The 11919-nt window shown below is 44.9% G+C and carries 12 protein-coding genes; 2 read left to right on the plus strand and 10 right to left on the minus strand.

Features of this window, described 5'->3' with window-relative positions:
- From B3M51_RS06735 to rpsB, 9 genes are all read right to left on the minus strand, one after another.
- Positions 1-356 (minus strand): POTRA domain-containing protein (locus tag B3M51_RS06735; RefSeq protein ID WP_292757766.1); only part of this gene is annotated, 356 nt, incomplete at its 3' end.
- Positions 357-412: 56 nt separating this feature from the next.
- Positions 413-1750: an RIP metalloprotease RseP gene (rseP, locus tag B3M51_RS06740; RefSeq protein WP_292757768.1), complete on the minus strand. Its 1338-nt coding sequence runs from the start codon at positions 1748-1750 to the stop codon at positions 413-415.
- Positions 1738-2928 carry a 1-deoxy-D-xylulose-5-phosphate reductoisomerase gene (ispC, locus tag B3M51_RS06745; RefSeq protein ID WP_292757770.1) on the minus strand — a complete coding sequence of 397 codons (1191 nt, stop codon included), beginning with the start codon at positions 2926-2928 and terminating at the stop codon, positions 1738-1740. Before ispC ends, rseP begins: the two co-directional genes overlap by 13 nt.
- Positions 2928-3752: a phosphatidate cytidylyltransferase gene (locus tag B3M51_RS06750; protein WP_292481331.1), complete on the minus strand. Its 825-nt coding sequence runs from the start codon at positions 3750-3752 to the stop codon at positions 2928-2930. The genes ispC and B3M51_RS06750 overlap by 1 nt, the downstream gene beginning before the upstream one ends.
- Entirely contained in the window at positions 3745-4488 is a 744-nt protein-coding gene (locus B3M51_RS06755; protein ID WP_292757772.1) for an isoprenyl transferase, read from the minus strand. Before B3M51_RS06755 ends, B3M51_RS06750 begins: the two co-directional genes overlap by 8 nt.
- A gap of 23 nt (positions 4489-4511) precedes the next feature.
- Positions 4512-5069 carry a ribosome recycling factor gene (frr, locus tag B3M51_RS06760; RefSeq protein ID WP_292357988.1) on the minus strand — a complete coding sequence of 186 codons (558 nt, stop codon included), beginning with the start codon at positions 5067-5069 and terminating at the stop codon, positions 4512-4514.
- 8 nt (positions 5070-5077) lie between these two features.
- Positions 5078-5803: a UMP kinase gene (pyrH, locus tag B3M51_RS06765; protein ID WP_014706342.1), complete on the minus strand. Its 726-nt coding sequence runs from the start codon at positions 5801-5803 to the stop codon at positions 5078-5080.
- A 2-nt stretch (positions 5804-5805) separates the two neighbouring features.
- On the minus strand, positions 5806-6687 hold the full coding sequence (gene tsf / locus B3M51_RS06770) for a translation elongation factor Ts (RefSeq protein ID WP_292757775.1): 882 nt from the start codon (positions 6685-6687) through the stop codon (positions 5806-5808).
- A gap of 104 nt (positions 6688-6791) precedes the next feature.
- Complete coding sequence (gene rpsB / locus B3M51_RS06775) at positions 6792-7544, minus strand: 30S ribosomal protein S2 (RefSeq protein WP_292357983.1); 753 nt, start codon at positions 7542-7544, stop codon at positions 6792-6794.
- Between the two features lie 262 nt (positions 7545-7806).
- Here rpsB and map point away from each other — a divergent pair, with 262 nt between their 5' ends.
- On the plus strand, positions 7807-8574 hold the full coding sequence (map, locus tag B3M51_RS06780) for a type I methionyl aminopeptidase (protein WP_292757777.1): 768 nt from the start codon (positions 7807-7809) through the stop codon (positions 8572-8574).
- 12 nt (positions 8575-8586) lie between these two features.
- The gene (gene glnD / locus B3M51_RS06785) at positions 8587-11223 is read left to right on the plus strand and encodes a [protein-PII] uridylyltransferase (protein WP_292757779.1); all 2637 of its coding nucleotides are present in this window, start codon (positions 8587-8589) and stop codon (positions 11221-11223) included.
- Positions 11224-11280: 57 nt separating this feature from the next.
- Here glnD and B3M51_RS06790 read toward each other — a convergent pair whose 3' ends face one another.
- On the minus strand, positions 11281-11547 hold the full coding sequence (locus B3M51_RS06790) for a ComEA family DNA-binding protein (protein WP_292757781.1): 267 nt from the start codon (positions 11545-11547) through the stop codon (positions 11281-11283).
- Positions 11548-11919: the final 372 nt, after the last annotated feature.

Consider the following 11919-nt stretch of genomic DNA (forward strand, 5'->3'; position numbering starts at 1 on the left):
TCAGCAAAACCAATCTGACGCAAGGATTTCAATAGTTCATCACTATCCAAATCTTTATTACCGATAAACTCAATGCTGGAAATCGCCGGGCGCTCACTTACGGTGATAACTAATACGCCTTCATCACGTTCGACCTGCACATCATTAAAGTATTTTGATTTAAACAGGGAGCGAATGATGCCTCTAACATCATTTTCAGTCAGTTCATCACCGATTTTAACCGGTAAATAGTTGAAAACGGTACCTGCAGAGATTCTTTGCAGCCCCTCCACCCGAATATCTTTGATAATAAATTCCTCGGCCCAAGCTGCAGAGGATAACAAGATGAGCGTCAATGCTGTGATGATTTGTTTCATTGTTGTTTTACAGTCAGTCAGCCGAAGAAATCGTAAGTGTACCTGCAATGTTTCGATTAGCCAATGAGTCGGGCGATGTCATTTGTAAAAGCGAATACCATTAGCAGAAGAATCAGGAATAATCCTATTTTTTGTCCCTGGATTTGTACCGATTCTGGCAAAGGCTTGCCACGAACCCATTCAAAAAAGTACATCAGTAAATGGCCTCCATCAAGTACCGGCACTGGAAGTAAATTCAGAATCCCTAAACTGATACTGATCATCGCCAGAAAACTGATAAAGGCAATAAAGCCCTGCTGCGCAGAATCCCCGGCAAATTGGGCAATGGCGATAGGCCCGCCAAGATTGTCACTGGAAACCGTACCAACCAGCATGCCCCATAATCCACTAAACGTGGTGACACTGAATTGCCAGGTCTGGCTGAACGCCTGGGGAATCGCCGCCAATGGACCATAGCGCAATTCTGATCTTAATTCTGCGGGGATTTCATACCCTTCGGTGTTGACTGCCGCACCTATCCTACCGACATTGTTTTCATCTGCGGCGGGAGTAATATTGAGCTGTTGAACTTGTCCATCACGAAGAATTTCAATACTCATCTCTTCATCAGCACTGCTTTGAATTAAAGCGACCCAACCCTGCCAACTGGATAATTGTTTTCCATTAGCTGAAATTAATTCATCGCCCGTTTTTAAGCCCGCCCTTTCCGCCGGGCTGTCAGCGACAATTTCACCCAGAATCGGGGGCATATCGGGTTGTACGGTTTTGATACCAATCTGACGAAACAATGAACCTGCATCGTCCAGCCCAATTGTAGGCAATGTTAGTTGTTTGGTGGTTTCAATATCAGTACTACGGATTGTCAGGGTGACAGTTTCACCAGACTGCGCGAACTTCAACCATTGTTGAAACAAGCTGTTGACTGTCGGGGTTGCTTCGCCATTGACGGCTATAATTTCTTCGCCGGGCATGAGCTGTGCCATCGCAGCTGGCGAATCAGCTCTTACATCATCAATGATCGGTTTTAGACCGGGCACACCGATAACCATGATTACCCAATAGGCAAATACTGCAAATAACAGGTTTGCGATAGGTCCGGCAGAGACAATTGCAACGCGATTTCGTAACGGTTGACGATTAAAGGCCTGATCAAGTTCTGCTTCTGCTACCGGCGCTTCCCGTTCATCCAGCATTTTGACATAGCCACCTAATGGCAAAGCTGCAATGACAAATTCAGTGCCGTTTTTGAGTTGTTTTGACCAGAGTTTTTGTCCAAAGCCGACTGAAAAGCGTAATACTTTGACGCCACATCTTCTTGCCACCCAGTAATGTCCAAATTCATGGATGACCACCAGCAAGCTGAGGGCGATAATAAAAAAGATTAATGATTGCATAAAATTTTCGTCTGCTTTTGGGCAGCCTCTCTGGCCAGCTTATCGGCAGACAAAATCTGTTCCAATGAATCTGCTGGTGTTGCTGTTACGCTTTCCAATACGTCCGCGATGATACGGGCAATATCGGTAAATTTGATTTGCTGTTGCAGAAAAGCTTCTACCGCCACTTCATTTGCAGCATTAAGAATGGCTGTGCTGGTACCTCCGGTGTTCAACGCCTGATAAGCCAGTGCCAGACAGGGGAACCGTTCAAAATCCGCAGTGGCAAAATCCAGTCTGCCTGCTTTGACCAAATCCAGTGGTTCAACACCTGAATCAATTCGCTCTGGCCAGGCCAGGGTATTGGCAATCGGTGTACGCATATCGGGATTACCCAACTGCGCCAGCACTGAGCCATCAATATAATCCACCATTGAATGAATAATACTTTGACGATGCAGAACAACTTCAATCTTGTCACTCGGCATTCCAAACAGCCAATGCGCTTCGATAACTTCCAGCCCTTTATTCATCATGGTGGCTGAATCAACCGAGATTTTCTGCCCCATCGACCAGTTGGGATGGGCTACCGCTTGTTCGGGCGTTACAGCTTCCAAATCGGTAATATCCCAATCACGAAATGGACCACCTGATGCGGTCAGGATAATGCGGCGAATACCTTTGTTATCAAACTGATACTGTTGGTTTTCTCCAACTGGCATACATTGCCATATAGCATTGTGCTCACTATCGACAGGAAGCAGAACAGCATTATTTGCCTGCACTTCGCGCATTAGTAAAGCACCGCTCATCACCAAGGCTTCTTTGTTAGCCAGCAGGATTCTTTTTCCTGTTTTGGCTGCTGCCAAAGTTGGTAATAACCCAGCAGCGCCCACAATAGCGGCGACCACGATATTCGTTTGTTCAGAACTGGATATTCTCTCTAAAGCTTGCATGCCGCTTTGTACTTCAATAGCCACGCCAGCATCATCGAGTTTATTTTTAAGTTTTTCAGCAGAATCCGGGCATAACATCACCGCAACTGCAGGCTGAAATTGCAGGCACTGCTCAAATAAAGCATCCACTGATTTATTCGCTGCCAGCGCGTATACCTGATACTTTTCGGGATGCCGTTGTAACACGTCCAGGGTACTGATACCAATGGAACCGGTCGATCCCAGGATAGTGACTTGCTGCATCAAAACTGCCCTGTCAACCAGAGTAATGCAGCAAAGAACGGAACAGCAGCCAGCAGACTATCCACCCGATCCAGCATTCCCCCATGGCCCGGCAGCAAGCTGCCGCTATCTTTTATCTGATAACTGCGTTTGAACAGACTTTCAAATAAATCACCACTAACGGAAACCAGACCAGTTAAAACACTGATAAAAATCCATAATGGCAGCGATAAAAATTGAGAAATGCCCATAAAATAGGCCATTATGCTCCAAATCATGACCAGCACTATTGCCCCCATAAGCCCTTCAAGCGTCTTATTGGGACTGATCGCTTTCGCGAGGGCGTGTTTACCCCAGCGCTTACCTGCAAAATAACCACCCGTGTCTGCCAGCCAGACACTGATTAATACATATAACACCAGCCATGGACCTTTGCCGGCAATTCCGTGTAACCAGACGGTACTGTAAACAAATAACAAAGCAACGAGCATGCTGAGTAAATATGTCACAAATTTATTATGAAAAAGCTGTGCGAGAGAGCTGGGTAATGGTCGGTGAGCAAATAAGACAATGATGAAACTGATCAGCAACCAAAATACCAGACCAGTTAGCAGCATATGATTTATCCCTGCCAGCGCCAATAGCGCCAAAAGAGCAGCAATGAATGACAAACTGGCAAGCACTTTGATAAGTGGTTGCATCTGCGCCATGGAAAGCCATTCCCACATAGCCATCAAGGCCACCACCGTGAGCAACCCAATCATACCTATCGTCGGTAACAGCAAAATTGCCATAATAACTAAAGGAATCAACAAAGCGGCAGTTAATAAGCGCTGTTTAAGCATCTTCTTGCCCTGTGAGTTGCTCTGAGGTTCGACCAAACCGACGTTCCCGGCTGGAAAATGAGTCAATGGCATTATCCAAATCCTGAGCATTAAACTCAGGCCAAAGTTTGTCGGTAAAATAGAGTTCGGTGTAGGCCAGCTGCCACATCAGAAAGTTACTGATGCGCTGTTCTCCACCAGTACGAATAAACAAATCAGGCTCAGGTAAATCCGCAGTAACCAGGTGGCTGGCAATGACACTTTCGTCAACCTGGTCAGGTTGCAGTTCACCGGATTTAATTTTGAAAGCAATTTGCTGGACCGATTGGGTGATATCCCAGCGCCCACCATAGTTAGCCGCAATATTGAGAATCAAACCATCATTTTCTGAAGTTAATGCCGTGGCATCCAAAATCTGCTGTTGTAACGCATCTGAAAATCGGCTCAGATCACCAATAATATTTAAGCGGATATTATTTTTGTGCAGCCGTTTAACCTGGTTATCCAGTGCATGACTGAATAACTCCATCAGTAAATTAACTTCTTTACCGGGTCGCCGCCAGTTTTCGCTACTGAAAGCAAAAAGACTGAGGACTTCTACCCCACTTGCCACGCAGTGTTTGACAATGCCTTCAACCGCTCTAACACCAGCTCGATGCCCCATAAACCTGGGTTGTAAACGTTGTTTCGCCCAACGGCCATTGCCATCCATAATAATAGCAATGTGTCTGGGAATGGAGCGATTGGAAGAATTCATCAGTTTGGCTAAACCAGAATGGCTTAGACCGCCATCAAATCGGTTTCTTTTTCAGCCAGTACGTCATCAATCTGTTTAATAGTGCTATCGGTCAACTTTTGGATAGCTTCTTCAGCGCCACGTTGCTCATCTTCAGAAATAGCTTTTTCTTTCAACAAGTCTTTCAGGCTGCCGTTTGCATCACGTCGAATATTACGTACTGCAATACGTGCATTTTCAGCTTCAGACTTAGCCACTTTGACCAAATCCTTACGACGCTCTTCTGTTAACGGTGGGATTGGAATACGAATGGTCATACCGGCACTGTTTGGGTTGACCCCCAAATCAGAAGTCATGATTGCTTTTTCAATCACCGCCACCATGTTTTTTTCCCATGGCGCAACTGTGATCGTTCTTGAATCTTCAATGCCGACACTGGCCACCTGACTGAGTGGAACGTCGGAGCCGTAATATGGCACTGAGACATGATCTAATAAACTGGTATGTGCACGCCCTGCACGGATTTTCGCCAGTGCAGTACTCAGAGCGGCAACGCTTTTCTGCATTCGGTCTGCTGCATCTTTTTGAATATCATTAATCATGATTTGTCCTATTTCACCAATGTTCCAACATTTTTACCGTAAAGAATATCTGTCAGATTACCGTATTTATGCACATCGAATACTCGTAATGGCATTTTTTGTTCCTGACACATCACCACTGCTGTGGTGTCCATTACGCCGAGTCGATTATTGATAACTTCATCATACGATAACGTGTCATAGCGGACGGCATCAGGATTTTTACGCGGATCTGCATCATAGACGCCATCAACCTGAGTAGCTTTCAGCATCAGTTCAGCACCAATTTCAACAGCACGTAAACTGGCTGCTGAATCGGTCGTAAAAAATGGATTACCCGTGCCGGCAGCAAAAATGACTACCCGACCTTTTTCCAAATGCCGAATAGCACGACGACGTAAATAATCTTCGCAAACTTCATGAATACGGATTGCCGACATGACACGACAGAATGTTCCATTACGTTCCAAAGCATCCTGCAGTGCCAGTGCATTTAATACTGTCGCTAACATACCCATGTGATCAGCGCTGACTCTATCCATTCCACTGGCAGCTAAACCTGCACCACGGAAGATATTACCACCACCGATTACAATACCGAGCTGAACCCCTTGGGCATTCAGCTCGGTTATTTCTTGGGCAAATCGGGAAATGACTTCAGGTTGAATGCCATACTCAGCATTCCCCATTAAAGCCTCACCACTCAGTTTGAGTAAGACGCGCTTATAAACTGGCTGACTTCCCGATTCTGTCATATTTAGTTTCCCCGTGCCTGGGCCATAACTTCTTCTGCAAAGTTATCGACTTTCTTTTCGATACCTTCACCAACTTCAAAACAGGCAAAACCTTCAACTGTTGCACCAGCTTGTTTGACCAGTTTTTCAACAGTAACATCAGGATCTTTAACAAATGCTTGTCCGAGCAGGCTGATTTCGTTAACAAACTTGCTCATACGGCCTTCAATCATTTTTTCAACAATTGCTTCAGGCTTGCCGCTTTCGCGCGCCTGAGTTGCCACGATATCGCGTTCTTTCTGTAACAGATCTTCTGACAGTTCATCAGCTGATACGGCTTGAGGACGGCTGGCAGCAACATGCATTGCCAAATCTCTGGCCAGTTCTTCATTACCACCGTTCAATTGAACCAGAGTACCGATACGATCACCGTGACGATAAGCACCAATTACACCGTTATCTGTATTCATCAAAGTAAAGCGACGGATTTGGATATTTTCACCAATCTTCGCAACCAATGACTGACGAACGGTATCAACACTTTCGCCATTGCTTAAGGTCAATTGTAGTAATGATTCCAAATCAGCTGGCTGTGCTTCCAACACTTTCTGGGAGACCGCATTAACAAAGTTGGTAAAGTCATCTGCCTTGGCAACAAAGTCAGTTTCAGAATTTACTTCCAACATAACCGCTTGTTTGTTATCCGCACTGGTTTCAATTGCGATAATACCTTCAGCAGCGACGCGGTCAGATTTTTTATCGGCTTTGGCCAGACCAGATTTACGCATCGCTTCAATTGCAGCATCAATGTCACCGTTTGATTCAACCAATGCTTTTTTACATTCCATCATGCCGGAGCCGGTACGCTCGCGCAGTTCTTTTACTAAAGCTGCAGTTATAGCCATTTTTTGTAACCCTTAAAATCAATTTTTGTGAACGGCCTGTTTTCAGACCACACATACAACACAGGCCCGCTATACAGCGAGCCTGCTTAAGTCATTATCAGAGCTTATTCAGCTGCTGCTGGAGCATTTTCTTCCGCAACTTCAACAAACTCTTCTTCGGCATTACCCGTGGTGACCGATGCACGGCCTTCCAAAACGGTATCAGCGATGTTTGCTGTGTAAAGACGGATAGCACGCATTGAATCGTCGTTACCTGGGATGACATAGTCCACACCATCAGGATTACTGTTGGTATCTACAACCGCAATGACAGGAATACCCAGCTTGTTTGCTTCCTGAATCGCGATGCGCTCATGATCAACGTCGATAACAAATAAAGCATCGGGCAGGTTACCCATCTTTCTGATACCGCCGATACTTTTTTCAAGTTTTTCCTGTTCACGTGACAGGTTCAGAACTTCTTTCTTTTTCAAACCTTCAGTTTTACCTGATTCAATCATCGCCTGAATGGCTTCAAGACGTTTGATTGATTGGCGAACGGTTTGGTAGTTTGTCAGCATGCCGCCTAACCAGCGACGGTTGACATAAGGCATGCCACAACGTTCAGCATCTTCACGGATAGCATCCTGTGCAGCACGTTTGGTGCCGACGAACAGAATACGACCTTTTTTAGAAGCCAGTTTGCTGACGTAGTTTAATGCATCGTTGAACATCGGCAGACTGTGCTCAAGGTTAACGATATGAATGTTGTTACGCTTACCAAAGATGAAAGGACCCATTTTCGGGTTCCAGTAACGTGTTTGGTGACCGAAGTGAACGCCTGCTTCAAGCATTTGGCGCATTGTAATTTTAGCCATGATTATACCTATATATATGGGGTTAAACCTCCACGTACCCCAGCTATCGACTGATCTGAATTTACAGACAGCACCCCGAAAACTGTGTCGGCACGTGTGTGATTTTGCCTTTGCTAAGGCGCGCATATTATTCCACAGTTACTGATTAAAACAAAGCATATACCTTCGACACAGTGGATTAAGCCAGTTTGCTGGCAGTTCAGCGGTTTTTGCGGCAAACTATGCTTTCTCTTTTTATCGTTAACAGTAATCAGGATCTGGCATGGGCGTGACCATCAAAACAGCCGAAGAAATCAAAAAAATGCGTGTGGCCGGAAAACTCGCCGCAGACGTTTTGACCATGATCGAACCACATGTGGTTGCGGGAATAACGACGGACGAATTAAACACCATCTGTCATGATTATATAGTTAATGAACAAAAAGCCATCCCTGCCCCACTGAATTATCATGGCTTTCCCAAATCTATCTGTACCTCAGTCAACCATGTTATCTGCCATGGTATTCCCAGTGATAAAAAGCTCAAAGACGGTGACATCATTAATATCGATATCACGGTTATTAAAGATGGTTATCATGGCGACACCAGCAAGATGTTTCATGTCGGCAAGACCTCGATTCTGGCGCAACGTCTGTCTCGAGTATCCCGTGAATGCATGCTGATAGGAATTGAGATGGTCAAACCCGGCATCAAGCTGGGTGATATTGGTCATGCTATACAGCAACATGCGGAGAATGAGCACTTTTCAGTTGTCAGAGAATATTGTGGACATGGCATCGGACAGGTATTTCACGAAGAACCTCAAGTTCTGCATTACGGCATGCCTGATACCGGGATGACATTACAAACCGGCATGACGTTTACCATTGAACCGATGATCAATGCCGGTAAACGACAGGTACGTCAGCTTCCAGATGGCTGGACGGTAGTGACCAAAGACCGTTCTTTGTCTGCACAGTGGGAACACACAATTCTGGTGACTGATGATGGTCATGAAATTCTAACCCTTCGGGACGAAGAACGCTCATAGGAGCAATCAACCATGGCAATTGCTGCACAATCTGTCTGGGAGTTCGGCCAGGCGGATAATGCGACAGGCTGTCGCGATATTCTCGCCAAAGCCTCACAACATCTGAAAAAATGTTTTTTTGAAGATCAGGCTGATATTGACTGGCTGGTACACCAGCAAGCACATTTTGTGGATGAAGTACTGCAGTTTCTATGGCAAAAACATCTGGTGTCTGAAACGACAGTCAGTCTGATTGCTGTCGGCGGTTATGGACGAGGCGAATTACATCCACACTCGGATATCGACTTACTGGTGTTACTGGATGATTTAGTGGCTGAAACACCGCCAGAAGCACTATCTGTCTTCCTGACCCAACTGTGGGATATCGGCCTGGAGATTGGTCATAGTGTTCGTACCATTGGCGAATGCCGCCAACAGGCCGAAGACGATATCACCATAGCCACCAACTTGCTTGAAGCACGGTTTCTATCCGGTAATCGGGTATTGTTTGAACAATTACAGCAATTAACGGTTTCCAATAAAACCTGGGATAACCGGCTTTTCTATGAACGGAAAAAACAGGAACAGATTCAGCGTCATCATAAATACAACGATACCGGTAATAATCTTGAACCTAATCTAAAAGAATCGCCCGGTGGTCTTCGTGATATCCAGGTTATTAACTGGGTGGCACAACAGCATTTTGATGTTCGAAACCTGCAAGGTCTTAAAGCCAAGGGATTTCTGGCAGAGAGTGAGTTCGAGGTACTGCAACAGTCACGGCGTTTTTTATGGCGTGTACGTTTTGCTCTGCATCATCAGGCAGGCCGTAAACAAGAAAAACTGATGATTGATCATCAGCGTGAATTGGCCAAGCAATTGGGTTACGTCGAAACCAACAGTCGTATGGCTGTTGAACATTTTATGAAAGATTATTATCGGACAGTTCGTGCTGTGGGTCAGATGAATGCCCTGTTATTACAACTGTTTGAAGAGAATATCATTCTGGCAGATGAGCCTCGGGACATTGAACCGATAAATCGCCGTTTCCAATCCCATAATGGATATCTGGAAACTATCAACTCCGGTATTTTTGCTTACTATCCCTATGCTCTGCTCGAGGTGTTTTTGATTTTGCAGCAGCATCCGCATATCAAAGGGATTCGTGCTTCGACCATTCGCCAGATACACGCCCATCTGCATTTAATTGATGGACGTTTTCGTGCCGATATCAGAAATCGCAGCCTGTTTATGGAAATCATCCGTCAACCGAAAGGTGTGACGCATGAATTCCGTCGCATGAACCAGCTCGGTGTTTTAGGTGCGTATTTGCCCGAGTTTGGTCGAATTGTCGGGCAGATGCAGCATGATTTATTTCATGCCTACACAGTAGATGAACATACCCTGTTTCTGGTGGGAAATTTACGTCGTTTTTCCTGCTCCGAATTCAAAGATGAATTTCCGCTTTGTTCAGAAGTCTTCTATCAACTGCCAAAACCTGAATTACTCTACATTGCCGGCATATATCATGATATTGCCAAAGGTCGTGGTGGCGATCACAGTATTTTGGGTGTTAAGGACGCAGAGAAATTTTGTACCCAGCATAATCTGAGTGATTACGACACTAGCGTTGTCACCTTTCTGGTTCGCCAGCATCTGGCAATGTCTTCTACTGCCCAGAAGAAAGATCTGGAAGATCCGGAAGTCATTCAGGACTTTGCTGAATTGGTAGGCAGTGTGAACAGATTAAATTATCTGTATCTGCTAACGGTGGCAGACATTCGGGCAACCAATAATAACCTTTGGAATGGCTGGCGTGATTCGTTGCTCAAGCAGCTTTATCACAGCACGCATCAATGGTTGGAACATACCGAAGCTCAGGCGAAAAGTACTCAGGAAAAAAGTCATAAAAAGTATCAGCTGGCTTTGGAAAAACTCACTGAAATGGGATGGCCACCGCAAGACATTACAACTTTGTGGCATACGTACGACCTCGATTACTTTCTTCGACATTCAGTCGAGGAAATCGTCTGGCAAACCAATGGCAGATTGGAAAGTCCAGATCAGGAACCGTTGATTTTAGTGCGGCCTCACAATGAAAAACAGACGCTGGAATTATTCATTTACGCGCAGAATAGACAGGGCCTATTCGCAGCAATGACTGCCAGTCTGGAACAACTGCAACTGAACATTCTTGACGCCAAAATCAATATCAGTGGTGATGACAGTGCCCTGAATACGTTTATCATCAATGGCGCCCAACAACGTTATGAAGACATCATCACTGCTGTCAGTAAACAACTGGCCCGCAAAGAGCTTACCTCAGGTTATAAACCTCAATTGATGCCGAGAACCACAAAACTTTTCAAAACCGAGCCCGTTATCAAATTTTCAACCAACCAACAGCAAAACCACACGGTAATGGAGTTGTATATACATGACCGACCTGGCTTACTGTCGGCTGTGGCACAAGTATTTCTGGCGTATCAGATACAGGTTATTAATGCCAAAATGGTCACTCTTGGCGATCAAGTTGAAGACGTATTTTTCATCACCAATATTGAAGACAATGCGTTAAGTGAGGCAGAACAGCAGAATCTGTATGAATCACTCAAAGACAAACTAGTCATGCAGGCAGAGTCCGTTGTCTCAACATCTGTTGCCTTTTAACTAGATATAAAAAAGGTGAGGTTATAACCTCACCTTTTCATTACTTAATACGTTAACTTAATCAGATACTGTGACATTCTCAGCAATATTGGCCACTTTTTTCTCGCCAATACCTTTGATATTCGCTAAATCTTCAACATTTGCAAATGCACCGTTCTGCTCACGATATTGCACAATAGCATTGGCCGTAGAAGGCCCTACTCCATTGAGCAGTTGTAATTCATCTGCTGAAGCAGTGTTGATATTGATTTTATCTGCTGCGAATGCAGCGAATGATGAAAGTGAAAACGCTAGTAATAAAGCAACAATCCATTTTTTAAACATCTTTCCATACTCCTTGTTTAGTTAAATTCAGCTCTCCAGAGCTGCAATTAAAGAGTAAGGGATTTTATTGTTTTAGATCCAGAGAAACCGTTGGCAAAAATGCATAACAGGAAATTATCCTGCTTCAATTTGAGAAGCTGATCACAGTTTATTCTCCAGGGCTTATTGCTCTTTCATCTCCGCCTCTGTTGTGACCTGAAAAAGCGTCAATCAAGGCACGAGAAGCGCTTTTTGTGAAATACATCCATGTATCTCACCCCATGTATCTCACGCCGTTGGGGCTTGCGCTCAAAAACGCTTCCGGCGTTTTTGTAGTTATTCTAAATAAGCGACCAGCAACGCAGAGTGGCGCTTTTTCAGTCACACCCCGAA

This window comes from Methylophaga sp. UBA2689, assembly GCA_002354555.1.
In the GTDB taxonomy this organism is placed as follows: domain Bacteria; phylum Pseudomonadota; class Gammaproteobacteria; order Nitrosococcales; family Methylophagaceae; genus Methylophaga.

Bases quoted from the DNA above. Each gene is read 5' to 3' on its own strand.
- rseP (WP_292757768.1), bottom strand. From the start codon at position 1,750: ATGCAATCATTAATCTTTTTTATTATCGCCCTCAGCTTGCTGGTGGTC.
- ispC (WP_292757770.1), bottom strand. From the start codon at position 2,928: ATGCAGCAAGTCACTATCCTGGGATCGACCGGTTCCATTGGTATCAGT.
- B3M51_RS06755 (WP_292757772.1), bottom strand. From the start codon at position 4,488: ATGAATTCTTCCAATCGCTCCATTCCCAGACACATTGCTATTATTATG.
- B3M51_RS06790 (WP_292757781.1), bottom strand. From the start codon at position 11,547: ATGTTTAAAAAATGGATTGTTGCTTTATTACTAGCGTTTTCACTTTCA.
- tsf (WP_292757775.1), bottom strand. From the start codon at position 6,687: ATGGCTATAACTGCAGCTTTAGTAAAAGAACTGCGCGAGCGTACCGGC.
- pyrH (WP_014706342.1), bottom strand. From the start codon at position 5,803: ATGACAGAATCGGGAAGTCAGCCAGTTTATAAGCGCGTCTTACTCAAA.
- glnD (WP_292757779.1), top strand. From the start codon at position 8,587: ATGGCAATTGCTGCACAATCTGTCTGGGAGTTCGGCCAGGCGGATAAT.
- B3M51_RS06750 (WP_292481331.1), bottom strand. From the start codon at position 3,752: ATGCTTAAACAGCGCTTATTAACTGCCGCTTTGTTGATTCCTTTAGTT.
- map (WP_292757777.1), top strand. From the start codon at position 7,807: ATGGGCGTGACCATCAAAACAGCCGAAGAAATCAAAAAAATGCGTGTG.
- frr (WP_292357988.1), bottom strand. From the start codon at position 5,069: ATGATTAATGATATTCAAAAAGATGCAGCAGACCGAATGCAGAAAAGC.
- rpsB (WP_292357983.1), bottom strand. From the start codon at position 7,544: ATGGCTAAAATTACAATGCGCCAAATGCTTGAAGCAGGCGTTCACTTC.